Origin of the sequence: Sphingomonas sp. PWP1-2, from assembly GCF_049898305.1 — a bacterium.
GTDB lineage: Bacteria > Pseudomonadota > Alphaproteobacteria > Sphingomonadales > Sphingomonadaceae > Sphingomonas > Sphingomonas glacialis.
Window position 1 is genome coordinate 55,491 of the sequence record NZ_JAFCXM010000007.1, and the last position, 22,148, is coordinate 77,638.

Genomic DNA, 22,148 nt, shown 5'->3' on the forward strand with positions numbered 1-22,148 from the left:
CGCACAGCACACAAGATTGGAGCGACACTTGGCCACCCTGGGAATGAGCGCTGCAGAACGCGACGCGGTGGAGAGCTTCCGCCGCGATGTCGTCGAGCCGTCGATGACCAAGCTCGTCGTGATTGATTTCTGGGCGGAATGGTGCGGGCCGTGCAAGGCGCTGACGCCGCTGCTCGAAAAGGTCGCCGCGGCCTATGCCGACAAGGGCGTGCTGCTCGCCAAGATCGACACCGACAAGAATCAGTTCATCGCCGCGCAATTCCAGATCAAGTCGATCCCGACGGTCTATGCGATGTTCCAGGGGCAGCTCGTCGCCGACATGACGCCCGCGCGCACCGAGACGCAGTTGCGGACGATGCTCGACCAGCTGCTCAAGCAATTGCCGCTCGAAAGCGAGGCGGCGAGCCTCGAGGCCGAACTCGAGCCGCTGATCGCGATGGGCGAGCAAGTGCTCGTCGAAGGCGATGCCGAGCGCGCGGTGAGCGTGTTTGCGCAATTGAGCGAGATGGCGCCCGAGCATCCTGCGGTGCTGTCGGGCATGGTCCGCGCGCTCGTCGCCGCGGGGCAGACCGACAAGGCCGAGGCGGCGATCGCGGCTCTTCCCGAGGAGATCGCCAAGCTTCCCGAGATTGAGCGTGCGCGCACTGCGCTGGCGCTGGCGCGTGAAGTGCAGCCGGTCGATGATCTTGCCGGGCTCGCCGCCGAAGTTGCGGCCAACCCCGAGAATTTCGACAAGCGCTTCGAGCTCGCCGGCGGCCAGATGGCAGCGGGCGACCGCGATGCCGCGGCCGAAACGCTGCTCGCGATGATCGCGGCCGACCGGACATGGAACGAGGGCGCGGCGCGGACGCAATTGCTCAAGATCTTCGAGGTCGTTGGGCTCGAGGATCCGTGGGTCTCGGCGCAGCGGCGCAAGCTCTCGGCGATCCTGTTCGGATGACGATCACGCGGCTCTCGATCTTCCCGCTGCCGGGCGCGTTGCTGTTTCCGGGCATGCATCTCCCGCTGCACATCTTCGAGCCGCGCTATCGCGCGATGATCTCGGACGCGATGGCACGTGACCGGCGGATCGGCATGGTCCAGCCGCGCCCCAACGTGCCGGCGCGGCCCGACAAGCCACCGCTGTTCGAGATCGGCTGCGTCGGCAAGATCGCCGAGTTCGAGGCGAGCGAGGACGGGCGCTACAATCTCATCCTCGAGGGGCTGTCGCTGTTCCGCATCGTGCGCGAACTCGACGTGACGACGGCATTCCGCCAGGTCGAGGCCGAGCTGATCCCGGGTCCGAGCGAGCCCGAGATCCTCTCGCTGTCGCGCCGCTCGGCGCTCGAGAGCGAATCGCGCGCCTTTGCCGATGCGCAGGGCTATGCGGTCGATTGGGATGCGGTGACGCGGCTCGACGACGAGGCTTTGGTCAACGGCATCGCGCAGATCGCGCCCTTCGACGTGGCGGCGAAGCAAGCGCTGCTCGAGGCGGGGCGAATCGAGGATCGCGCCGAGCTGATCATTCAGTTGATGCAGTTTTTCGGCCGGCATGACGGCGAGGATTCGGTGACGCTGCAATGAAGGACGCCGCGAAGCGCAAGGGTCGCGCCGGTGGGGCGGCGATGATGCTGGGCATGTTCTTCGCGACGCTGTTCGACCCCAAGAAAGGCGCGGCGATCGTGCAGATCGATACGCAGCGGCGAATCGGTAGCGAGAGCGATCGGATCGCGGCGATGGCGAGCGCGCCTCCGACGAGTGTGCGGAGTGGGCGCGACTGATCTAGCGAGATCGTGTCGGCGTTGGTGGAATGGTTCGCGCAGAGGCGCGGAGGATGCAGAGATGATGCGCTTTGGGTTGTAGGGGCCACACCTTCCCCTAATTGCTTTCCCGCTTTTCCCCCAAACCGCTTCCCCGGCGAAGGCCGGGGCCCAGTCGGAATGGCCGAAATGATCGAGCGCAGCGTGCGACCAAGAAGCGTGCGGCTCCTGGGCCCCGGCCTCCGCCGGGGAAGCGCACTCTAATAGAGCGCACCCTAGCAACGCGATCCTCCGCGTCCTCCGCGCCTCTGCGCGAACCCAATCGACGCTGCCGCGAGCGTTGCCGCAGAAGAGGCTAGACCGTAATCCCCTGCAGCAACTTCGGCACATCCCCGCTCTCGCCGCGCGCCTCGGCGATGAAGCGGCGCTTGAGCGGCGGTACGCGCTGCACCGCCGACAAACCCATCCGCCGCACCGCATTGGCGGTCTTTCCGGGAATGCCGAACAGCCGCGTCAGGCCATCGGTCGCGACCGACACCATCAAGGTATCGAGGCTGCGCCAGCGATCATAGCGCGCGAGCAATTGCGGATCGCCGAGATCGAGCCCCGAGCGCTTGCCCTCGACCAGCACCTCGACCAGCGTCGCCACGTCGCGGAAGCCCACATTGACGCCCTGGCCCGCGATTGGATGGATCCCGTGCGCAGCGTCCCCGACCAATGCGAGCCGGTCGGACACGATCTTCGCGGCATGATGGAATCCGAGCGGATAGCTCATCCGATGGCCAAGCGGCCCGAGCTTGCCGAGAAACCCGCCGATTCGCTTGTCGGCCTCGGCGAGCCAGCCGCGATCGGACAGCTTCATCATCCCCGGCGCCTGGTCATGCGTCACCGACCAGACGATGCACGACCGATGCCCCTGCTCGTCGTCGTTGAGCGGCAGGATCGCGAACGGGCCGTCGGGGTAGAAGATCTCGAACGCGATATTCTCGTGGCTGCGTTCGTGGTGCAGCGAGGTGACGATCGCGGCATTGTCGTAGGTCCAGCGCGCGACGCGCAGGCCTGCGGCTTCACGCGTCGGCGAATTGCGGCCCTCGGCGGCGATCAGCAGCGGGGCCTTGATGACGGCTCCCGAATCGAGCGTGACGCTGACGCCCGCCGCGCCGCGATCGATCGAGACCGCGCGCGTCTGCATCCGCACGTCGACATTGGGAGCAGCCGATGCCGCCTCGAACAGCGCCGCACGCAGCTTGCGGTTCTCGACCATATGCCCGAGCGCGCCGTCGCCCGGCTCGGGTTCGAAATCGAGCGCGCCGGGTTCCAACCCGTCGCTCACGCGAATTCCCTGGATCGGGCACGCGAAGGGCGCGAGCCGGTCGGCGACGCCGATCGCTTGCAGCATCCGCCACGGCGCACCGGCGATCGCCGAGGCGCGCCCGTCGAAACCCGCGGCGAGAATCACCGCGGGATCGGCAATGTCGATGACGATTGCCGTAAGTCCATGCGTGTCGAGCGCCACGGCGAGCGCGCTGCCGACGAGTCCGCCGCCGAGGATGATGACGTCTGCTGTATCCATACGCGCTGCTGTAGCGCCTCGGCCGGGCGCTCGCCAGCCCGCAAAGTCTTGACGGCGGAGCCGCCGCGCGCGATGAATCCGCAGCACAGACAGCGAACATCGGGACAAGAGATCATGGCGAGCCGCGCGCAGCCACCCTTATGGCGTGAGACCGTCAAGGCCGGCGCCGTGCGCAGCGGCGCATTGCTTGCCGCGATCACGCTCGTCGTGCTGGTCGTTTTGCTCGTCGTCGCAGTCGCGAGCTATCATGCGAGCGACCCGTCGCTCAACACCGCCTCGGGCGCCGCCGCGCGCAACTGGCTCGGCAAGCCGGGTGCGCTGGTCGCCGATGGCGCATTCTGGCTGCTGGGTCCCGGCTTCCTGCTAGTGTTGCCGACGGCGGTGCTGGTCGCGCTGCGGCTATGGCGCGGCGTCCCGGTCGGGCGTTGGCGGTTGATGTTTGGCGCATCGCTCGGCGGTGTCGCGTTGATCGGGACGGCGTTCGCGCTGATCTGGGCGGCGGCGGTGCAAGTGCTGCCGGCGGGTTATGGCGGCGCGGTCGGGCTCGGGCTGGCCGACGTGCTGCGCGCGTTGATCGGCTTGCTGCCCAATCCCAATGCGGTGTTGTGGACGACGCGCGGGATCGCGGTGGTGCTCGGGTTCGCCGGGCTCGCGCTCTGGGCGTACAGCTTCACGATCGACGTCAGCGAGCGTGCGCCGCGGATCGCGCGTGAACCCAAGCGGCTGACCGATCAGCGGCGCGACCGTGACGAGGAGACGGACGACGAAGTCTTCGCGCCCGAGCCGACCCCGCGCAAGCTGTCGATGCCGCGTGCGCTTGCGAGCCCCGATGTCCGCCCCGGCCCGGTGATCGCCGACCGCGCGATGACGCCGGTGACGCTGGCCAAGCCACGCGCAAAGCAGACCTCGATGGATTTCGGCGACAAGTCGACCTTGCCCTCGCTCGACCTGCTCAACCCGTCGCCGCCCGCGATCGGCGGGCCGGTCGACAAGGTCGCGCTCGATCGCAATGCGCGGCTGCTCGAGACGGTGCTGAGCGACTTCCACGTCAAGGGATCGATCATCAACGTGCGGCCCGGCCCGGTCGTGACGATGTACGAGCTCGAGCCCGCGCCCGGCATCAAGGCGAGCCGCGTGATCCAGCTCGCCGACGATATCGCGCGTAACATGTCGGCGGTGTCGGCACGCGTCGCGACGATTCCGGGGCGCACCGTGATCGGCATCGAGCTGCCCAACGCCAAGCGCGAGACGGTGGGCCTGCGCGAGCTGATCGATTCGCTCGACGACCAGCCGGGCTCGCTGTCGCTGGTGCTCGGCAAGAATATCGCGGGCGATCCGGTGATCGCCGATCTCGCGCCGATGCCGCACCTGCTCGTCGCGGGCACCACCGGCTCGGGCAAGTCGGTCGGGCTCAACTGCATGATTCTGTCGCTGCTCTACCGGCTCAAGCCCGAAGAGTGCCGGATGATCATGATCGATCCCAAGATGCTCGAACTGAGCATGTATGAGGACATCCCGCATCTCTACGCGCCGGTCGTGACCGATCCGTCGAAGGCGGTGCGCGCGCTGAAATGGACCGTCGAACAGATGGAGGATCGCTATCGCCAAATGTCCTCGCTCGGCGTGCGTTCGCTCGCGAGCTTCAACGACAAGGTTCGCGCGGCCAAGGCCAAGGGCCAGCCGCTCGGCCGCAAGGTGCAGACCGGATACGAGCCGGGCACCGGCGCGCCGATCTACGAGGAAGAGACGCTCGATTATCAGGTGCTGCCGCAGATCGTCGTGATCATCGACGAGCTCGCCGATCTGATGATGACCGCGGGCAAGGAAGTCGAATTCCTGATCCAGCGGCTCGCGCAGAAGGCGCGCGCGGCGGGCATCCATCTGATCATGGCGACGCAGCGACCGTCGGTCGACGTCATCACCGGCGTGATCAAGGCGAACCTGCCGACGCGAATCAGCTTCCATGTCACCTCGAAGATCGATTCGCGCACGATTCTGGGCGAACAGGGCGCCGAGCAGCTGCTCGGCAAGGGCGACATGCTCTACATGCCCGGCGGCAAGGGCATCGTCCGCGTCCACGGCCCGTTCGTGTCGGACGACGAAGTGCGCGCCGTCACCGATCACTGGCGCGCACAGGGGCAGCCCGATTACAACCAGGCGATCACCGAGGAGCCCGAGGACGGTTTCGCGATGGACGGCGCGCCGACCGGCGAGGATACCGCCGAGGACCAGCAATATCGCACCGCGATCCAGCTCGTCGTCGAAAGCCAGAAGGCCTCGACCTCTTGGCTGCAGCGCCAGCTGCGCGTCGGCTACAATAGCGCGGCGCGGCTGATCGAGCGGATGGAGAAGGACGGCATCGTCGGTCGCCCCGACCATGTCGGGCGCCGCGAAGTGCTGCGCGACCGCGACGGGAACCCGGTGTAAGGGAACCGGGCGTGCCGGCTTCGGTTCAGAGCGGGTTCAAGCCGCCTCGGGCTTAAGCGGCGGCGTCAGGAGAATATTCGTGTCCCTTCGTTACCCAACGCTTCTTGCCGCGCTCGCCGCGCCGGCGCTTGTCTCGGCCGCGCCCGTCGCCGACTTGTCGCTGGTGCAAAAGCATCTCCAGTCGGTCGAGAGCATGACCGCATCGTTCACGCAGACCGATCGCGGTGGGAAGGTGCTGACCGGCGTGTTGACGCTCAAGAAGCCCGGCAAGATCCGCTTCCAATATGAAAAGGGCGTGCCGATCCTCATCGTCGGCGACGGCAAGTCGCTCTGGTTTCTCGATTACTCGGTCGGCCAGAAGCAGCGCTGGCCGATCGGCGGGTCGCCGCTCGGCATCCTGCTCGATCCGTCGCGTGACATGCGCGGGATCGCGAGCGTGGTGCCGACCGGCAATCCCGAGACGGTCGCGGTCGATGCCGCCGACCCCAAGCATCCCGAATATGGCCGGATCAGCCTTGTGTTCGTGCGCAATGCGACCGCGCCGGGCGGGCTGATGCTGCAGGGCTGGGTCGCGCTCGATTCGCAGAACAACCGCACGACGATTCGGCTGTCGAACCAGCGCTTCAACGCGCCCGTCAGCAACTCGGCGTTCCAATGGCGCGATCCGACGCCCGCGTCGGGCAGAAAATAACCTGCGCTAGGATCGGTTCATATTGGCGACAGGTTTGCAGCGGTAATGCGGTTTTGCGGATGCGAGGTGCTACCGGGATTTTTCCCCCTGTTGCCCGGACCCTTGCTTCCCGCCTGCGTGACGAACGCTAGGTCGGCCCTCGCTCCATGCCCCCGGAGCGAGGGCCTTTCCATATCCGGTATTGGCGTCGGGTAGCGGCGGGTGGCGTGGGACGGTCACGATGGCTACAGCGCTCGCATGACGACACCGCTCAAGATCGTATCGTGGAACATCAATTCGGTCCGCTTCCGCCTCGACATCGTCGAGCAATTCCTGCGCGAGATGGCCCCCGACATCCTGTGTCTGCAGGAAACCAAGGTGGTCGATCAGGATTTCCCGACCGACAGCTTTCGCGCGCTCGGCTACACCCACATCGTGCTCCACGGGCAGAAGATGCACCACGGCGTCGCGATCGTGTCGAAGGTCCCGCTCGTCGAGGATGACCGCTTCGACTGGCAAGCCAATCAGGAAGCACGCCATGTCGGCGTGCGGCTCGAATCGGGGCTGCGGATCGAGAATGTCTATGTGCCCGCCGGCGGCGACGTGCCCGATCGCGCGGTGAACCCCAAATTCGGCCAGAAGCTCGATTTTCTCGAGCGGATGACGCAGTGGTCGCAGGGGCTGACCGTGCCGACGGTGCTGGTCGGCGATCTCAACATCGCCCCGCTCGAATCGGACGTGTGGAGCCACAAGCAATTGCTCAAGACCGTCAGCCATACGCCGATCGAGGTCGCGGCGATCGACCGACTCAAGGCGTCGAACAGCTGGGTCGATCTCGGGCGCCATTTCTTCCCGGCACCGGCGCGACTGCATACGTGGTGGAGCTACCGCTCGGCCGACTGGACGCTCAACGATCGCGGCCGCAGGCTCGACCATATGTGGGCGACCGCCGATGTTGCGGCCAAGGCGACGCGGCACCATGTCTATGAGGAATGCCGCAGTTGGCTCAAACCCTCCGACCATGTGCCGATCATGACCGAGTTCGCGATATGAGCGCTTCCATTCCTGGCGACGCACACAAGACCGCGCTCGCAATCGATGCGTTGCGGCGCGGCTGGCCGGTCGCGATCGCGGGTGCCGATGGCACGCTTGCGCTGCTGCCGATCGAGACCGCCGATCCACCGCGGCTTGCCGCGTTCGATCCGGCCGCAAGCGCGCCGCTCTTGCTCTCGGCGGGCCGCTCGGCGACGCTCAAGCTCGCCAACCAGCTCGAGGCGGCAGCACCCGATGCGCCGGTGCTGGTCGAGCGCGTGCCGTGGATCGACTTTGCGATGGCGACCGCGCTTGCCGACCCGCAATTCGATCTCGACACGCCGATGAAGGGACCGTTCCGCGCGATCCATCTCGCCGAGACCGAAGCAGGGGCCGCTGCGCTACGCCTCGCGCGGATCGGCGGCGTGCTGCCGGCGTTCTTCGCGCGCGCGGGCGAATCGGCCGCGTTGGTGCTGACACCGGGCGATATCGACGCGCATGAGGACGCCGCGCGGCTAAGCATCGCGACGCGCGCGCATCTCCCCGTCGTCGGCGCCGAAGATGCCGAGATCGTCGCGTTCCGAACGCCGGAAATGCCCGGCGAGCATATCGCGCTGCTGATCGGCAAGCCCGACGGCCGCCCGCCGCTCGTGCGGCTGCACAGCGAGTGTTTGACTGGCGACATGCTCGGCAGCCTCAAATGCGACTGCGGGCCACAGCTCCATGCCGCGATCGACGCGATCGCCGTGAGCAGGTGGGGGATCGTGCTCTACCTGCGCCAGGAAGGACGCGGGATCGGGCTGATCAACAAACTGCGCGCCTATGCGCTGCAGGATCAGGGGTTCGACACGGTCGACGCCAATACGCGGCTCGGCTTCGCGGTCGATTCGCGCAATTTCGCCGTCGCGGCACGGATGCTCGCATTGCTCGGCCAGACTTCGGTGCGGCTGCTGACGAACAATCCGCAGAAGGTCGCACAACTCGAGGGCGCAGGGATCCGCGTGGTCGAGCGCGTGCCGCATTTCCTCCCGGCCAACCCGCACAACGAGCGCTATCTCGCGACAAAGCGCGACCGCACGGGGCATCAGTTCTAGGCGATAAGGCGCCGGATCGTCGCGAAGTCGCCCGCCACGTCGTGCACCCCGATCGCGCGCAGCTTGTCGGCATGATCGGGGCCGCAATGCGTGCCGCCGACGAAGCCGATGACATGCGCCCCCGAGGCGACCGCGCCGGTCGCCCCGACGGGCGAATCCTCGACGATCACGCAGCGCGCGATATCGACGCCGAGCGCGGCGGCGGCGTGGAGATAGATGTCGGGTGCGGGCTTGCCGTTGACGACATGTTCCTTGCCCGAGAACAAGCGGTCGCCGAATGCATCCCGCAGGCCGATATGCTCGAGATGCCGCGCGATCCATGCGGTCGAGCTCGACGAGGCAATCGCCTTGGGCTGCGTGGGCGGCAAGTCGAGAATGAACTGCACCGCCCCTTCGACCGCGTCGATCCCCTCGCGCATCACGCGATCGTCTTCGGCGCGGCGCGCGGTGTGGAAATCGTCGGGAAGCGTGCGCCCGATCCAGCGCTCGACTGCGCCGATGAACGACGCGCCCGACAGGCCCATGAAATTGGCGAACGAGTCGGCCGCCGTGGTGGGATGGCCGATGCTCGTCAGATAGTCGGCGATCTGGCGGTTGCCGACCGCTTCGCTTTCGATCAGCACGCCATCGAAATCGAAGATGATCGCATCGAAGGTCATGCGCGGCTTCCAAACAGAGCGGTGCCGACGCGGACATGCGTCGCGCCGAGCATTACCGCGGTTTCGTAATCGCCCGACATGCCCATGCTGAGCGCATCGAGACCGTGGTCGCGCGCGATCTTGGCGAGCAGCGCGAAATAGGGGGCGGCCTCGGTTTCGAGCGGTGGGACCGCCATCAGCCCGAGGATCGGCAATGCCGCGGCACGCGCTTCGGCGAGCAAGGCGGGGAGGTCCGCAATCGGACAGCCGCCCTTTTGCGGCTCGTCGCCGATGTCGACCTGAAGGAAGCAGTCGGGCCGGCGGTCGCGCTTGTCCATCGCGCGGCCAAGCGCGGTGACGAGCGAAGGGCGGTCGACCGAATGGATCACATCGAACAGGCCGACGGCGTCCTCCGCCTTGTTCGATTGCAGCTGCCCGACGAGATGGAGCGCGACACCCGGATAGGCATCACGCAGCGCGGGCCATTTGGCCTGCGCTTCCTGCACGCGATTCTCGCCGAACGCGCGCTGGCCGGCGATGAGCAAGGGCTCGATCGCTTCGGCGGGCTTGGTCTTTGAGACGGCGATCAGCGTGACCGACTCGGGTTTGCGGTCGGTAAGCGCGGCGGCATGGGCGATCGCGGCCTGGACGGCGGCGAGCGCAGCGGCAGGGGCGGCGGTGGGGTCGTCGGTGGACATTGGCGGCGCTATAGGCGCGACTATGCCCCTGCGTCACCCCATATGCCGCAATCGTCCCACGCCGGCGCTGTGGCTGATGACCGACGAGCGGATGGGCGCGGCGCTATGGCCCGCGCTCGCCGCGCTTCCGAAGGGAAGCGGGGTGGTGTTCCGGCATTTCGCCACTGCGCCCGCCGAGCGCGCCGCGCTGTTCGCCCGAGTCGCGCAGATCGCACGGCAGCGGGCGCTCGTGCTGGTCGAGGGCGGCGGCGCCGCGCAACGCAGCGCGCTGCACCCGGCGCATTCGCTTCGCGAGGCGATCGCCGCACGCCGCACCGGTGCCGCCGCGGTGCTGGTCTCGCCGGTTTATCCGACGCGGACGCATCCCGGCGCGCGCGCGCTTGGGCCGTTGCGCGCCGCGGCGATCGCGCGTGCAGCGGGATGTCCGGCAATCGCGCTGGGCGGCATGACGCGCGCGCGGTTCAAGCGGATGAAGGCGCTGGGGTTTGTCGGCTGGGCGGCGATCGACGGGCTGACGCCCTGAGTCGCGTCAGAAGCGGAACGCGGTCCCGACATAGACGGCCTGGCTGTCGCGACGAGTCGCATCGGCGGCAGGCTGTTCGATCAGACGATCACGCTCGGCCTTGTAGCGGACGCCGGCAGTGACATCGATCCGCCGCGTCAGCGCATACGAGCCGCCGACGTCGATCGAATAGGCCGGGGCGTCCTCGATCAACTTGGGCGCGCCGGCGAGCGGACGATCGGTCGCTGCCTTGACGCGGCCGGTGAAGCGGTTGCCGGTATAGCTCACGCCGAGATCGGCGGCCTCGCGACCACCGGGCAGACCGGCGAGGTCGACCTTCGAGACGTCGCCCGAGACGGCGAACCGCTTCCAGCCGACGGCGACGCCGAGATTGTAGGCGATCGGCGTCAGGCTCGTGGTCGAGGCCGCAACCGGCGCAGTACGATCGACCACGGCGATGCCGCGCGCCGAGCGGGCGCGAATCGCAACCGTCACGGGGCGGGCGCCTTCGCCGCGTGCATCGGACGGGGTGAAGCGGAAGCCGCTGGTATCGAGACCACCGCGCGCGAAGATCGCAGCGAGCCGGGGATCTGCAGACGCCGGAGTGAACGAACCGATGCCGCGCACGAACACGGGCCGCTTGGCGGCAAAGCGTGCCGCCGGCGATTCGCTTGCGCCGAGTGCCGGAGCCACGGCACAGCCGAGGGCGACGAGCGACCCCACAGCAATCCCGGACAACCAACGAACAGACAACACGTGCGACCCCTTCGTGCGAGCCTCAATTCGGCATCGCTTATCTGACAACGCGCCTATCACGAATCAATTCCGTCGCACCACCGTAATGGCGCAATTTCCCTGAAGAGTGTCACGAAGGACACACATTGCGCGATGCCCCGCTCGACCTTGCCCGATCGTCGAAGGAGCCGCCGGAGGTGTTGCTTGCGGCGAACGCGCAACATTCTATAGATACCGCCACTCCCAAGTCTCCGTTTTGCTCAGGAACCGCCGATGATCCGCCGCTCAGGCACCGCGCCCCGCACCCTTTTCGTGGTTTCATGCGCGCTTGCCGCAACGCTGTCGCTCGGCGCGTGCGGCCAAAAGGGTGGCCGCCCGGTCAACGCCGATCTCGCCGCGTCGAAGGTGACGACGATCGGCGTCAATGCGTATCTCTGGCGCGCGAGCCTCGACACGCTGAGCTTCATGCCGCTGCTGCAGACCGATTCGAACGGCGGCGTGATCGTGACCGACTGGTATATCAACCCGGCGGCGCCTTCGGAGCGCGTCAAGGTGACGGTGACGATCCTCGACCAGGATCTGCGCGCCGACGGTCTGCGCGTCGCAGCGCTGCGCCAGGTCAACCAGGGGGGCCAGTGGGTTGCGGCCCCGGTCCAGGCGGCAACCGTCCAGAAGCTCGAAGACATCATCCTGACCAAGGCGCGTGACCTGCGTCGCGCCGCCGTCGCGGGCTGAGGCAGCACTCTTATGGCGTCACGCTTCAATGCGCTGAAGGCGGACGCGGCTTGGCAGAAGGTGTGGGACGACCGCGCCACCTTCGCCGCGGACGATAGCTCGACCAAGCCGCGCTCCTATGTGCTCGAGATGTTCCCCTATCCGTCGGGGAAGATCCACATGGGCCATGTCCGCAACTATACGATGGGCGATGTGCTCGCGCGCTATCGGCGGATGACCGGCATGGAAGTGCTCCACCCGATGGGGTGGGACGCGTTCGGCATGCCTGCCGAGAATGCCGCGATGGAGAAGGGCGTCCATCCCGGCGGCTGGACGCGCGACAATATCGCGACGATGAAGGCGCAGCTGAAGCGGCTGGGCTTCGCGCTCGATTGGAGCCGCGAGCTCGCGACCTGCGAGCCCGACTATTACGGGCATGAGCAGGCGCTGTTCCTCGATCTGTTCGCGGCCGGGCTGGTCTATCGCAAGGAAAGCTCGGTCAATTGGGATCCGGTCGACATGACCGTGCTCGCCAACGAGCAGGTGATCGACGGGCGCGGCTGGCGCTCGGGCGCGCTGGTCGAGCGGCGCAAGCTGTCGCAGTGGTTCCTCAAGATCACCGACTTTGCCGACGAACTGCTCGAAGGCCTCGACGGGCTCGAGCATTGGCCCGACAAGGTTAAATTGATGCAGGAGAATTGGATCGGGCGCAGCCAGGGGCTGCAGTTCCGTTTCAAGCTGTCCGACGGCGGCGCGGTCGAGGTGTTCACCACGCGCCCCGACACGATCTTCGGGTCGAGCTTCGTCGCGGTCGCTGCCGATCACCCGATTGCGCAGGCGCTGGCGGCCGAGAACCGCGCCGCCGCCGAGTTCATCGCTGTGTGCAAGCGCGGCGGCACCACCGCGGCCGAGCTCGACACGCAGGAAAAGCTCGGCTTCGACACCGGCCTCACCGCGGCGCATCCGTTCGACCCAGCGTGGCAGCTGCCGGTCTACATCGCCAATTTCGTGCTTATGGAATACGGCACCGGCGCGGTGTTCGGCGTCCCCGCGCACGACCAGCGCGATCTCGATTTCGCACGGAAGTACGATTTGCCGGTCCGCCGCGTCGTCTCCGACGGCGATGTGACCGACCCGCTGTTCGAAGGCACCGAGGCCGCGACCGGCCCCGGCACGCTCGTCAACTCGCACTTCCTCGATGGCATGGACGTCGAGGATGCCAAGCGCGTGGTCATCCAGCGCGCCGAGGGCGAGGGCTGGGGCACCGGATCGACCGTGTTCCGCCTGCGCGACTGGGGCGTCAGCCGTCAGCGCTATTGGGGCACGCCGATCCCGATCATCCATTGCGACGCGTGCGGCGCGGTGGCGGTGCCCAAGGATCAGCTCCCCGTCGTACTGCCCGAGGACGTGTCGTTCGACATCCCGGGCAACCCGCTCGATCGCCATCCGACGTGGAAGCATGTCGCGTGCCCGTCATGCGGTGGCGAAGCGCGGCGCGAGACCGACACGCTCGACACCTTCGTCGATTCGTCGTGGTATTTCATCCGCTTCGCCAGCCAGCCCAAGGACAAGCCGTTCGACCGCGCCGTTGCGGAAAAGTGGCTGCCGATCGCGCAATATATCGGCGGGGTCGAGCATGCGATCCTGCATCTGCTCTATGCGCGCTTCTGGACGCGTGCGCTGAAGCATATCGGGCTGCTCGACGTGGCCGAACCCTTCGCCGGCCTGTTCACGCAGGGCATGGTGACGCACGAGACCTATAGCCGCCAGATCACCGAGCTCGGCAGCGACGGCGTCGACAGCATCACCAAGCCGCTATGGCTGTCGCTCGACGATATCGTGCGCAACGGCGATGGCTGGACCGAGAAAGCGACGGGCGAGGCGGTCACCGTCGGCCGCGTCGAGAAGATGTCGAAGTCGAAGAAGAACACCGTCGACCCGACCGGCATCGTCGATCAGTATGGTGCCGACGCGACGCGCTGGTTTATGCTCTCCGATTCGCCGCCCGAGCGCGATCTGCCGTGGAGCGAAAGCGGGATCGAAGGCTCGTGGCGTTTCATCCAGCGGCTGTGGCGGTTGTTCGACGGCGAGCGTGCCGGCGAGGGGGGCGGCAAGAACGCCGCGCTCGACCGCAAGCTGCACCAGAGCATCGCCGGCATCGCGCTCGATATCGAGGCGCTGAGCTTCAACAAGGCGGTCGCCAAATTGTACGAGCTCACCGCCGCGATCGAACGCGCCGAGCCCTCTGCGTCGCGCGACACCGCGATCGCCACGCTAATGCGGCTCGTCGCGCCGATGGCGCCGCATCTCGCCGAAGAGGCGTGGGCCGCCGCCGGGAACGAAGGCCTGATCGCCGACGCGCCGTGGCCCGCAGTCGATGCCGCGTTGCTGGTCGAGGACGAAGTCACCATCGCGGTGCAGGTCAATGGCAAGCTCCGCGACACGCTCACGATGCCCAAGGGCCATCCGAGCGATGCGGTCGAAGCCGCGGCGCTCGCGTCGGACAAGATCGTCCGCATCCTCGAAGGCAAAGCCCCCCGGAAGGTCATCGTCGTGCCCGATCGTCTCGTGAACATCGTCGCATGATGCGGCGGCTTGCCCTCGTCGTCCCGTTCGCCGCGCTCGCGCTGGCGGGCTGTGGGCTGCATCCGCTCTACTCGGGCGGCGGCTCTGGCGTGGTCGCGGGCGGGCTGACGCAGATCGAGGTCGGTCCGATCGAGGGCAAGTCGGGCTGGCTGATGACCAACGCGCTGCGCGATCGGCTCCACGCGCAGGCGACCCCGCGCTACCGGCTCGAGATCAAGCTCGACGATCAGATCACCGGGCTCGGCGTCAATCGCGACAACAGCATTTCGCGAGAGCGCCGGACGCTGCGCGCGCGCTATCAGCTGGTCGACCTGTCGAACGGATCGGTGCTGCTCGACGCGACCGCCGGGTCGGACGCCGGCATCGACGCGGTCAATTCGGAATATGCGACGATCGCCGCCGAAGACACCGCGCTCGAACGGCTGTCGCAGATCGTCGCCGACCAGATCGTCGCGCGCGTCGCAACCTATGTGCAGCGTACCGCGCCCGAGCCGCGCTGACATGCCCCGCGGGCGGGCGTCGTGAAAGCCAATCTCAGCCAGCTGACGCGCGCGATCGACAGCGGCAACCCCGACATCCGGCTTTACGTGCTCTACGGCCCCGATGAAGCGGGCGCGCGCGACGTAGCGGCGCGGGTTGCGCGCGCGCTCGGGCCCGATGCCGAGCGTGTCGATCTCGAGCCCGCTCTGCTCAAGGCCAATCCCGGGCGGCTTGCCGACGAAGCCGCGTCGATGTCGCTGTTCGGCACCGCCCGCCACATCCGCGTCGCGGGCGCGGGCGAGGAAAGCGTTGCGGCGGCGACCTTGCTGCTCTCGGCCGAGCGCGCGGGCAATCCCGTCGTCCTGCTCGCGCCCAGCGCCAAGGCGACATCAGCGCTGGTCAAGCTTGCGACGGGCGACCCGCGCGCAATGTCGTGCGTGTTCTACGTCCCCGAGGGCGGCGAGGCCGACAAGATCGCGACGAGCATCGCGCGCGAACAGGGCCTGCGCACGATGGGCGGCACCGCCGCGCGGATCGCGCTCGCGGCTGCGGGCGACCGAGCGGTAATGACGCGCGAGCTCGAGAAGATCGCGCTCTATCTCGACGCCGCGCCCGAGCGGCCGCGCGAGCTCGACGATGCCGCGCTCGATGCCATCGGCGCGGATCTCGGCGATTCGGAAATGTCGCGCGCGATCGATGCCGCGATCGGCGGCGGGCCCGACGTGCTCGGCGAGGAACTGGCGCGGCTCGCGGTCGCGGGCGTCTCGCCGATCCCGTTGCTGCGCCAGCTCGTGCGCCGCCTGATGAGTCTGGCCGAACTGCGCGCCGAGATCGATAATGGCGCGAACATCAACAGCGTGATCGAACGCGTTTTCTTTCGCGAACGCGCGGCGACCGCGGCGGCGCTGCGGATCTGGTCGGCACCCAAGATCAGCGACGCGATCGACCGCGTCCGCCGCGCCGAACGCGCGACGATGGCGCCGTCGAATGCGGGAACGGTCCTGTCGGACGCGGCGATGCTCGGCGTTGCGCGGATGGCGGCGCGGCAGCGCGGTTAAGCGCCTGGCGGCAACGCCCAGTCGATCGTGCCGCGCCCGTGCGCGGTGAGAAACGCGTTGGCGGCGGAGAAGGGGCGGCTGCCGAAAAAGCCGGTATAAGCCGACAAAGGCGAGGGATGCGCCGCCTTGAGCACGAGGTGCCGGCCACCCTGCGTCACGTCCTGAACGAACGCCGCCTTCTTCTGCGCGTGCGCGCCCCACAGCACGAACACGGTGGGATCGGGCGACGCCGCCACCACGCGGATCACTGCGTCGGTAAACCGCTCCCAGCCGCGTTTCTGGTGTGAGGCAGCGGCGCCCATCCGCACCGTCAGCACCGCGTTGAGCAACAACACGCCCTGCGCCGCCCATGCGTCGAGCAGGCCGTGCGGGGCAGGTGCGATGCCGAGATCGGTTTCGAGCTCCTTGTAGATGTTGCGGAGACTCGGCGGGATTCGTACGCCGTTCGGGACCGAGAAGCTCAATCCGTGTGCCTGGCCCGGCCCATGATACGGATCCTGCCCGAGGATCACGACGCGCACCGCTTCGGGCGGCGTCAGTTCGAGCGCGCGAAACCAATCGGCGCGGGCCGGGAAGATCTCGGTTCCCGCTGCCTGCTCGGCATCGAGGAAGGCATCGAGCGCCTGCATGTATGGCTGCGCGACGTCGCTCGCCAACGCTTCACGCCAGCGCGGAGGCAAGGGCTGCATCGTCGTCCCGTCAGCGCTTGCGGACGAACTCGGCGCGCAGCACGAGGCCCTTGATACCCTCGTAACGACAATCGATTTCCTGCGCGTCGCCGGTCAGCCGGATCGCCTTGATCAGCGTGCCGCGCTTGAGCGTCTGCCCGGCGCCCTTGACGGTGAGATCTTTGATCAGCGTGACCTGATCGCCGTCCGCGAGCACGTTGCCGACCGAATCGCGGACGACGACGGTATCGTCGGCCGCGGCGGCTGGCGCGTCGGCCGCGGCGACCCATTCGCCGCTGGCTTCGTCATAGATATAGCTGTCGGTGTCGCTCATGTTCAGCTCTTGATCGTGACCATCGGGACAGGCTGGCCCTTGCTGGTCGGGTTCGAGGCATTGGCCTTGGGCGCTTTCTCGGCCTTGGGCTTGCGCACTTCCTTGTTCGATTTCTTTTGGCTCTTCGCCATGACGGTTCCTGACGGGGGCGAAAGGCCCCGCCCGACCCTAGCGCCAAAGCGCGGGGGGACCCGCATCAATTCGGACACGCGCGGGTTGATCGCGTGCGCCACGATCGAGGACGGATCGCGGCGCCTTGTGTGGCGGGCGCCCGTTACCCTGCGGCCGGACGCTGGTCGCCTTTGCGTCCGGCACTCCCCAACAATTGCTCAGTACGACCCCGGGACCTGGCGCTGCCCGGAGTCGGGATGGTCGGGCGTCATCAGTTCGAGCGCGGCGGTATCGGCGCGGAACGAGCGCGCCGCGACGCTGCTCGTCGCGGCAGCGGTGATCGGTGTGCAGCTGCGACCGGCGAGATAATCGAGCGCGGCGCGCGTCGAGCTTTCGAGCGGGCTCCCCATTTGATGGGTGATGTCATCATTTGCCTGGCAGCTGGCCTCGACGATGCTGCGCACGCCATCATAATAGGCGCCCTGGCGGTTGGCATTTTGCAGAGCGAAGGCGATGACGCGGAGCCGATCGTCGCATTGCGGGCGGTCGAGCGCGATCTGCCCGACGGGCTTGCCATAAGTGTTGGTGCCGATCAGCCCGACATTGGCGCGCAGATACGGAATCTGCGCCGCGAGGACGAGCTCGCTTGCCGAGGCGGTGCCCGCGGTCCCGATAAACGCGATTTTGGTCGGCGTGATCGATTGCGGCTGCGGCGCGAAGAACGCGGTCGTGTTGTTCGCGGACTTCTCGGGCCGGAAGGTCATGTAGTCGATCACGTCCGACGTCGCGCGGTTCGCGCCGAGCAGATTGCTCATCAACTCAGCGATCGAGACCAGTCCGCCGCCATTGTAGCGCAGATCGATGATGACGTTGGTGATCCCGGCGGTTCGGAACGACGCGAAGGCCGCCCGCAGCGCGGGGTCGGCGGTCGAGATGAAGGTCCGCAGGTTGATATAGCCGACCTGGCGGCCGCCATCGTTGATGATCTGCGCGCCGTAGCGGCTCGAGACCGGGGTGAGCGCGAAATCGGTCTTGCTGAGCGTCACGGTGCGCGTGCCGCCGGCGTCGTTGATCCGGAGCAGCCGCGTCGTTCCGGCGGTGTTGGGGCCGAGCGCATCGCTTACCCCCGCGCTCCCTTGCGTGGCGATGATCGAATCGACCGTTCGGAGATCCGCCGTTGTCGTACCGATCGCAAGGATTTCGGTTCCGCGATCGATTCCGGCGGCGAGCGCGGGGGTGCCCTCGAAGGTTTCCGCGCTGAACGCGCGTCGCGCGGTCGAATCGATCGCCAGACGGAAGCCGAAGCCGGCGCTGGCGCCGCTGTCGTAAAACGCGGTCTCACTCGCGATCGAGGTGAGGTACGTGAAATAGCGGTCCTTGCGCTGCGCCCGCGCCGTTGCCGTCAGCGCGTCGACATAGTCGCCGACCGTCGCATACGGCGTCGGGTCGAGCACGGCGGGCAGCGTATCGGGGAACAGATACCATTCGCGCAGCTGGGCTGCCGCCCAATCCTGGCGGTCGCGCAGCGAACAGCCCGCGACGGTGGTTGGCGTCGGGGTGGGTGTCGGCGCGGGAGTCGATGCGGTCGGGCTCGAGGTCGACCCGCCTCCGCCGCCACCGCCGCCACTGCAGGCCGAGAGCAAGGCGGCAAGCGCCAGACAATGGGTCACGCTGCGCCGCTTCGTCATCAACAACTCCCCCAAAGAAGAGCAGCTTAAGGGCCTGTATCGACCTTGTCAGTCCGAAAATGCGAGGGCGTCGAAAGACACGCGGTTGCCCGCTCCCGATCAGGCGATCGGGGCGAGCGACACGGCGGTCGAGGCCAGAAGGGCGGTGAGCATGAATGCGGCGACGAGCGAGACGGCGACGCGTTGGAGCGATTCGAAACGGTCGGTCATGATGGAGGTCCCTTCGCAATCTGGCGCTCCGGACCATCCGAAGCGTCGATGCCAAGACCTTTGCATGCGCCGTGCCAGATCAAGAAAATCAGCGAAAACAAAGTAATAGCGTAGTGCTTCGCAAGGTTACCAAAGGTCGTATCGGAAGTTACGCCAAATATGGGCGTAGTTTGCTATGCGAGGCGGACTTGATTCCGGCCGCCGTCCTTTGCTGCGTAGAGCAGCTTGTCGGCGCGCCCGAATACGGCGCCGAGCGGCTCTCCGACGTCGGCCGACGACAGCCCGGCGGAGAAGGTGACTGCGCCAAGCGGCGTGTCGGTCTCGCGCAATCGGTAGCGTTTGGCATCGACGGTGAGTCGCGCCGATTCGAGCGTCGTGTGGGCCTTTGCGAGATCGACGTTCGAGAACAGGATCACGAATTCCTCGCCGCCGTAGCGTGCGACGAAATGGCCGTCGCAGGCCGTGCTCAACGCCTCGGCGATCGCCTTGAGCACGCGGTCGCCGACCGAATGGCCGAACTGATCGTTGACGCGCTTGAAGCGATCGACGTCGCATACCGCGAGGCACAGCCGGGTGCCGCGTTCCATGTGCTCGGCAAACGCCTCTTCAAACGCGCGGCGGTTGGGAAGCCCGGTCAGCGGGTCGCGGCGGGCGTCGCCGCGCGCTTCCTCGAGCTTCTCGCGCAATTGGTCGGCCTCGGACGTCGCGGCCTGCAAGCGCGCTTCGGCCGAGCGCACGCGATCGAGCATCACCGCGGTCAGCCGAACCAAGTCGTCGCTGTTCGCGCCGCCCTGCATCGCCGTGGCGCTCGCGGCGAGATCGCGTCCGAAATCGGCGGTCTCGGCGCGCATCGAGCGGACCATGTCGGTGAAGCCCTCGACCTGCATCTGCGTCTGCGCGACGAGTCCGTCGGACGGAGCGGAATCGTTCGACGATTCGGCGTGGCCGCCGCCAAGCGTCTCGATGTCGCGCGTCGACAAGCGGATGCCGCCCTCGGTCATCGTCCCGACCGACTGGGCGAGCACGCCGGTGGGATTGCACACCACCTCGTGCGCGAACGCGTAATGCGCCGGGTCGGCGCTCAGCCGGTGCAGCGTCAGGAACGCACGGACGCAATCGAAGACCTGCGCAGCACGATCTTCGGCTGCAACGAGCCGTGTGCTCCTCGCTAGACCCATCGCTGTCAAAGCCCCTCAGCATCATGTGCCACACGCGGTGGCCAGTCCTGCCTGTCTACACGCCAACTGCTAAAATTGGGTGACTGGCCGTTCGCACAGAAACGCGGGGCGTCAGCGACGTGATGGCTGGCGAAACCCCGCCAGCCGCTTTAGGCAAATGCGGATGCGCGTTACCGACACCGATCTCGCCCTTGCTGCTGCCCTTGCCGATGCGGCGGGCGCGGCGATCCGACCCTATTACCGTGCCGAATACGGGCTCGAGGCGAAGGACGATGCCTCGCCCGTGACGCTCGCCGATCGCGCCGCCGAGGCGGCGATGCGGGCGCTGATCGAGCGCGCCTTTCCCGCCGACGCGATTATCGGCGAGGAATATGGCACCAAGGAGGGCACGAGCGGCCGCGCCTGGGTGCTCGATCCGATCGACGGGACGCGCGCGTTCATCTCCGGCCGGCCGATCTTCGGGACGCTGATCGCGCTGGTGATCGAGGGCTGGCCGATGATGGGGGTGATCGACCAGCCGATCCTGCGCGAACGCTGGACGGGCGTGATGGGCAAGCCGACGCTGTTCAACGGCAAGCCCGCCGCGACGCGGCGGTGCGCCGATCTCGGCAAGGCGTTGCTCGCGACGACTTCGCCCGCTTTGTTCGACGATTCGCAACTCCATGCCTTCGAGCATCTCGATGGCGCGGTGATGAGCACCGTGCTCGGCGGCGATTGCTACAATTATGGCTGCGTCGCGAGCGGCTGGCTCGACGTGGTGGTCGAGGCGCAGCTGAAGCTGCACGATTTCGCCGCCTTGGTGCCGGTGGTCGAGGGTGCGGGCGGGCGGATGTGCGACTGGCAGGGCGACCCGCTCACCGCCGATTCGGTCGGCGAAGTCGTCGCGGCGGGCGATCCGGCGCGGATCGAGGAGATTCTCGAGGCGCTCGCCTGCCGCGGGCATTGAGGTTGCGATGAACCGAGGGGTGGTTGACTCGATTGACCCCTGGACGGAATTCGAACGGGGGGATCGTTTCTGATTCTGTGCTAATGCGCGAACGGCGGCCCTTCGTCATCCCAGCGCAAGCTGGGATCTCGTGGCGCAGGCCGCGCGCTGGCGGCTCGAGACCCCAGCGTTCGCTGGGGTGACGGGTGTTGGGCAGACGTCTGCGCGCGATCGCGCCACGCGGCACTTCGGTTTTCGACGAGTTCAAAGAGCGGGTTCCACCCTAGCAGATTCGCCGCGTGTAGGACAGCGCGAGCGCATTGCCGCCTTGCGTTTCGCGCGACTCTCGCTTAAGCGCCGCCCCTCCTGCGAGTAAGAGGAACTGCCCGGCCGGTATGGGCTGCCGTGGCCGTTCATAGATCGTCGCATATTTGGAAAGGACGAAAATGCCCAAACTCAAGACGAAGAGCGGCGTCAAGAAGCGCTTCAAGCTCACCGCAACCGGCCTGCTGAAGCACGGCGTCGCCGGCAAGCGTCACCGACTGATGAGCCACAACAGCAAGTACATCCGTCAGAACCGCGGCACCAAGCTGCTGTCCAAGGCCGATACGGCAACCGTCAAGGCGTGGGCGCCTTACGGTCTCGGCTGAGCGGAAGGAATTAGAGAATGGCACGCGTAAAACGGGGTGTAACCACCCACGCAAAGCACAAGCGGATCCTCAATCTGGCGAAGGGCTATTATGGCCGTCGCAAGAACACGATCCGTATCGCCCGTCAGGCGGTCGAAAAGGCCGGCCAGTACGCCTATCGCGATCGCAAGGTTAAGAAGCGCAACTTCCGTGCGCTCTGGATCCAGCGCATCAACGCGGCTGTCCGCGTCGAGGGCCTCACTTACGGCGTGTTCATGCACGGCCTGAAGCTCGCCGGCGTCGAACTCGACCGCAAGGTCCTCGCCGATCTGGCGATGCACGAGGGTGCCGCGTTTAGCGTCATCATCGCGCAGGCAAAGGCGGCTCTGCCCCAGGCCGCCTGAGGCGACCTGCTACGAGACGAGATCGGGGCGTCGGTGGCAACACCGGCGCCCTTTC

The 22,148-nt window shown here is 67.1% G+C and carries 24 protein-coding genes; 15 read left to right on the top strand and 9 right to left on the bottom strand.

What is annotated here, in order from left to right:
- The first annotated feature begins 43 nt into the window (after positions 1-43).
- Genes ACP7C5_RS16680 through ACP7C5_RS16690 form a run of 3 tightly spaced genes read left to right on the top strand, consistent with a single transcriptional unit; the run spans position 44 to position 1,760 of the window.
- Positions 44-940, top strand: a complete 897-nt coding sequence (locus ACP7C5_RS16680) for a tetratricopeptide repeat protein (protein ID WP_426265216.1) — start codon at positions 44-46, stop codon at positions 938-940.
- Positions 937-1,563 (top strand): LON peptidase substrate-binding domain-containing protein, encoded by a 627-nt coding sequence (locus tag ACP7C5_RS16685; RefSeq protein ID WP_133191132.1) that lies wholly within the window; start codon positions 937-939, stop codon positions 1,561-1,563. Before ACP7C5_RS16680 ends, ACP7C5_RS16685 begins: the two co-directional genes overlap by 4 nt.
- A complete protein-coding gene (locus ACP7C5_RS16690; protein ID WP_426265103.1) occupies positions 1,560-1,760 on the top strand; it encodes a hypothetical protein in 201 nt (66 codons plus the stop codon). Before ACP7C5_RS16685 ends, ACP7C5_RS16690 begins: the two co-directional genes overlap by 4 nt.
- Before the next feature lie 334 nt (positions 1,761-2,094).
- On the opposite strand, the gene ACP7C5_RS16695 is transcribed toward ACP7C5_RS16690, so the two are convergent.
- Complete coding sequence (locus ACP7C5_RS16695; RefSeq protein ID WP_426265104.1) at positions 2,095-3,312, bottom strand: UbiH/UbiF/VisC/COQ6 family ubiquinone biosynthesis hydroxylase; 1,218 nt, start codon at positions 3,310-3,312, stop codon at positions 2,095-2,097.
- 114 nt (positions 3,313-3,426) lie between these two features.
- Between ACP7C5_RS16695 and ACP7C5_RS16700 the strand changes: the two genes are divergently transcribed.
- The 4 genes from ACP7C5_RS16700 (at position 3,427) to ribA (ending at position 8,535) form a co-directional block, all read left to right on the top strand.
- On the top strand, positions 3,427-5,739 hold the full coding sequence (locus ACP7C5_RS16700) for an FtsK/SpoIIIE family DNA translocase (RefSeq protein WP_189676565.1): 2,313 nt from the start codon (positions 3,427-3,429) through the stop codon (positions 5,737-5,739).
- A 79-nt stretch (positions 5,740-5,818) separates the two neighbouring features.
- Positions 5,819-6,430, top strand: a complete 612-nt coding sequence (locus ACP7C5_RS16705; RefSeq protein WP_133191124.1) for a LolA family protein — start codon at positions 5,819-5,821, stop codon at positions 6,428-6,430.
- Between the two features lie 237 nt (positions 6,431-6,667).
- Positions 6,668-7,462: an exodeoxyribonuclease III gene (locus ACP7C5_RS16710; protein WP_133191122.1), complete on the top strand. Its 795-nt coding sequence runs from the start codon at positions 6,668-6,670 to the stop codon at positions 7,460-7,462.
- A complete protein-coding gene (ribA, locus tag ACP7C5_RS16715) occupies positions 7,459-8,535 on the top strand; it encodes a GTP cyclohydrolase II (RefSeq protein ID WP_426265105.1) in 1,077 nt (358 codons plus the stop codon). Before ACP7C5_RS16710 ends, ribA begins: the two co-directional genes overlap by 4 nt.
- Here the strand turns inward: ribA and ACP7C5_RS16720 are convergent.
- Positions 8,532-9,194 carry an HAD family hydrolase gene (locus ACP7C5_RS16720; RefSeq protein WP_133191118.1) on the bottom strand — a complete coding sequence of 221 codons (663 nt, stop codon included), beginning with the start codon at positions 9,192-9,194 and terminating at the stop codon, positions 8,532-8,534. The two genes, ribA and ACP7C5_RS16720, sit on opposite strands and share 4 nt — an antisense overlap.
- Positions 9,191-9,871 carry a YggS family pyridoxal phosphate-dependent enzyme gene (locus ACP7C5_RS16725; RefSeq protein ID WP_426265106.1) on the bottom strand — a complete coding sequence of 227 codons (681 nt, stop codon included), beginning with the start codon at positions 9,869-9,871 and terminating at the stop codon, positions 9,191-9,193. The genes ACP7C5_RS16720 and ACP7C5_RS16725 overlap by 4 nt, the downstream gene beginning before the upstream one ends.
- Before the next feature lie 76 nt (positions 9,872-9,947).
- On the opposite strand from ACP7C5_RS16725, the gene ACP7C5_RS16730 reads away from it, so the two are divergent.
- Positions 9,948-10,394 carry a thiamine phosphate synthase gene (locus ACP7C5_RS16730; RefSeq protein ID WP_426265107.1) on the top strand — a complete coding sequence of 149 codons (447 nt, stop codon included), beginning with the start codon at positions 9,948-9,950 and terminating at the stop codon, positions 10,392-10,394.
- Positions 10,395-10,400: 6 nt separating this feature from the next.
- Here the strand turns inward: ACP7C5_RS16730 and ACP7C5_RS16735 are convergent, their stop codons facing one another.
- Positions 10,401-11,129, bottom strand: coding sequence for a hypothetical protein (locus ACP7C5_RS16735; protein WP_240698954.1), 729 nt, complete (start codon positions 11,127-11,129; stop codon positions 10,401-10,403).
- A 252-nt stretch (positions 11,130-11,381) separates the two neighbouring features.
- Between ACP7C5_RS16735 and ACP7C5_RS16740 the strand changes: the two genes are divergently transcribed.
- The 4 genes from ACP7C5_RS16740 to ACP7C5_RS16755 are packed head-to-tail and all read left to right on the top strand — an operon-like array spanning position 11,382 to position 15,946.
- Positions 11,382-11,843, top strand: a complete 462-nt coding sequence (locus ACP7C5_RS16740) for a DUF3576 domain-containing protein (RefSeq protein ID WP_133191112.1) — start codon at positions 11,382-11,384, stop codon at positions 11,841-11,843.
- A gap of 12 nt (positions 11,844-11,855) precedes the next feature.
- The gene (leuS, locus tag ACP7C5_RS16745; RefSeq protein ID WP_426265108.1) at positions 11,856-14,408 is read left to right on the top strand and encodes a leucine--tRNA ligase; all 2,553 of its coding nucleotides are present in this window, start codon (positions 11,856-11,858) and stop codon (positions 14,406-14,408) included.
- Entirely contained in the window at positions 14,405-14,908 is a 504-nt protein-coding gene (lptE, locus tag ACP7C5_RS16750) for an LPS assembly lipoprotein LptE (protein WP_322161446.1), read from the top strand. The genes leuS and lptE overlap by 4 nt, the downstream gene beginning before the upstream one ends.
- 21 nt (positions 14,909-14,929) lie before the next feature.
- Positions 14,930-15,946 carry a DNA polymerase III subunit delta gene (locus tag ACP7C5_RS16755; RefSeq protein WP_426265109.1) on the top strand — a complete coding sequence of 339 codons (1,017 nt, stop codon included), beginning with the start codon at positions 14,930-14,932 and terminating at the stop codon, positions 15,944-15,946.
- Here the strand turns inward: ACP7C5_RS16755 and ung are convergent.
- The 5 genes from ung to ACP7C5_RS16780 form a co-directional block, all read right to left on the bottom strand.
- The gene (gene ung / locus ACP7C5_RS16760; protein WP_426265110.1) at positions 15,943-16,635 is read right to left on the bottom strand and encodes a uracil-DNA glycosylase; all 693 of its coding nucleotides are present in this window, start codon (positions 16,633-16,635) and stop codon (positions 15,943-15,945) included. The genes ACP7C5_RS16755 and ung overlap by 4 nt on opposite strands.
- Positions 16,636-16,645: 10 nt before the next feature.
- A complete protein-coding gene (locus ACP7C5_RS16765) occupies positions 16,646-16,948 on the bottom strand; it encodes an alkylphosphonate utilization protein (protein WP_229839393.1) in 303 nt (100 codons plus the stop codon).
- Positions 16,949-16,950: 2 nt separating this feature from the next.
- Positions 16,951-17,079, bottom strand: a complete 129-nt coding sequence (locus ACP7C5_RS16770) for a hypothetical protein (protein ID WP_268249508.1) — start codon at positions 17,077-17,079, stop codon at positions 16,951-16,953.
- 198 nt (positions 17,080-17,277) lie between these two features.
- Positions 17,278-18,747 (bottom strand): S41 family peptidase, encoded by a 1,470-nt coding sequence (locus ACP7C5_RS16775; RefSeq protein ID WP_426265111.1) that lies wholly within the window; start codon positions 18,745-18,747, stop codon positions 17,278-17,280.
- A 383-nt stretch (positions 18,748-19,130) separates the two neighbouring features.
- Positions 19,131-20,135 (bottom strand): GGDEF domain-containing protein, encoded by a 1,005-nt coding sequence (locus ACP7C5_RS16780; RefSeq protein ID WP_426265112.1) that lies wholly within the window; start codon positions 20,133-20,135, stop codon positions 19,131-19,133.
- Positions 20,136-20,298: 163 nt separating this feature from the next.
- Between ACP7C5_RS16780 and hisN the strand changes: the two genes are divergently transcribed.
- The 3 genes from hisN to rplT all read left to right on the top strand — a co-directional run bounded on the left by hisN (position 20,299) and on the right by rplT (position 22,093).
- A complete protein-coding gene (hisN, locus tag ACP7C5_RS16785) occupies positions 20,299-21,081 on the top strand; it encodes a histidinol-phosphatase (RefSeq protein WP_426265113.1) in 783 nt (260 codons plus the stop codon).
- 425 nt (positions 21,082-21,506) lie between these two features.
- A complete protein-coding gene (rpmI, locus tag ACP7C5_RS16790) occupies positions 21,507-21,710 on the top strand; it encodes a 50S ribosomal protein L35 (protein ID WP_010184218.1) in 204 nt (67 codons plus the stop codon).
- 17 nt (positions 21,711-21,727) lie between these two features.
- Positions 21,728-22,093, top strand: a complete 366-nt coding sequence (gene rplT / locus ACP7C5_RS16795) for a 50S ribosomal protein L20 (RefSeq protein ID WP_133191094.1) — start codon at positions 21,728-21,730, stop codon at positions 22,091-22,093.
- The last annotated feature ends 55 nt before the right edge of the window (positions 22,094-22,148 follow it).

Bases quoted from the DNA above. Each gene is read 5' to 3' on its own strand.
- ACP7C5_RS16680 (WP_426265216.1), top strand. From the start codon at position 44: ATGAGCGCTGCAGAACGCGACGCGGTGGAGAGCTTCCGCCGCGATGTC.
- ACP7C5_RS16685 (WP_133191132.1), top strand. From the start codon at position 937: ATGACGATCACGCGGCTCTCGATCTTCCCGCTGCCGGGCGCGTTGCTG.
- ACP7C5_RS16690 (WP_426265103.1), top strand. From the start codon at position 1,560: ATGAAGGACGCCGCGAAGCGCAAGGGTCGCGCCGGTGGGGCGGCGATG.
- ACP7C5_RS16695 (WP_426265104.1), bottom strand. From the start codon at position 3,312: ATGGATACAGCAGACGTCATCATCCTCGGCGGCGGACTCGTCGGCAGC.
- ACP7C5_RS16700 (WP_189676565.1), top strand. From the start codon at position 3,427: ATGGCGAGCCGCGCGCAGCCACCCTTATGGCGTGAGACCGTCAAGGCC.
- ACP7C5_RS16710 (WP_133191122.1), top strand. From the start codon at position 6,668: ATGACGACACCGCTCAAGATCGTATCGTGGAACATCAATTCGGTCCGC.
- ribA (WP_426265105.1), top strand. From the start codon at position 7,459: ATGAGCGCTTCCATTCCTGGCGACGCACACAAGACCGCGCTCGCAATC.
- ACP7C5_RS16720 (WP_133191118.1), bottom strand. From the start codon at position 9,194: ATGACCTTCGATGCGATCATCTTCGATTTCGATGGCGTGCTGATCGAA.
- ACP7C5_RS16725 (WP_426265106.1), bottom strand. From the start codon at position 9,871: ATGTCCACCGACGACCCCACCGCCGCCCCTGCCGCTGCGCTCGCCGCC.
- ACP7C5_RS16730 (WP_426265107.1), top strand. From the start codon at position 9,948: ATGACCGACGAGCGGATGGGCGCGGCGCTATGGCCCGCGCTCGCCGCG.
- ACP7C5_RS16740 (WP_133191112.1), top strand. From the start codon at position 11,382: ATGATCCGCCGCTCAGGCACCGCGCCCCGCACCCTTTTCGTGGTTTCA.
- leuS (WP_426265108.1), top strand. From the start codon at position 11,856: ATGGCGTCACGCTTCAATGCGCTGAAGGCGGACGCGGCTTGGCAGAAG.
- lptE (WP_322161446.1), top strand. From the start codon at position 14,405: ATGATGCGGCGGCTTGCCCTCGTCGTCCCGTTCGCCGCGCTCGCGCTG.
- ung (WP_426265110.1), bottom strand. From the start codon at position 16,635: ATGCAGCCCTTGCCTCCGCGCTGGCGTGAAGCGTTGGCGAGCGACGTC.
- ACP7C5_RS16765 (WP_229839393.1), bottom strand. From the start codon at position 16,948: ATGAGCGACACCGACAGCTATATCTATGACGAAGCCAGCGGCGAATGG.
- ACP7C5_RS16770 (WP_268249508.1), bottom strand. From the start codon at position 17,079: ATGGCGAAGAGCCAAAAGAAATCGAACAAGGAAGTGCGCAAGCCCAAG.
- ACP7C5_RS16775 (WP_426265111.1), bottom strand. From the start codon at position 18,747: ATGACGAAGCGGCGCAGCGTGACCCATTGTCTGGCGCTTGCCGCCTTG.
- ACP7C5_RS16780 (WP_426265112.1), bottom strand. From the start codon at position 20,135: ATGGGTCTAGCGAGGAGCACACGGCTCGTTGCAGCCGAAGATCGTGCT.
- hisN (WP_426265113.1), top strand. From the start codon at position 20,299: ATGCGCGTTACCGACACCGATCTCGCCCTTGCTGCTGCCCTTGCCGAT.
- rpmI (WP_010184218.1), top strand. From the start codon at position 21,507: ATGCCCAAACTCAAGACGAAGAGCGGCGTCAAGAAGCGCTTCAAGCTC.
- rplT (WP_133191094.1), top strand. From the start codon at position 21,728: ATGGCACGCGTAAAACGGGGTGTAACCACCCACGCAAAGCACAAGCGG.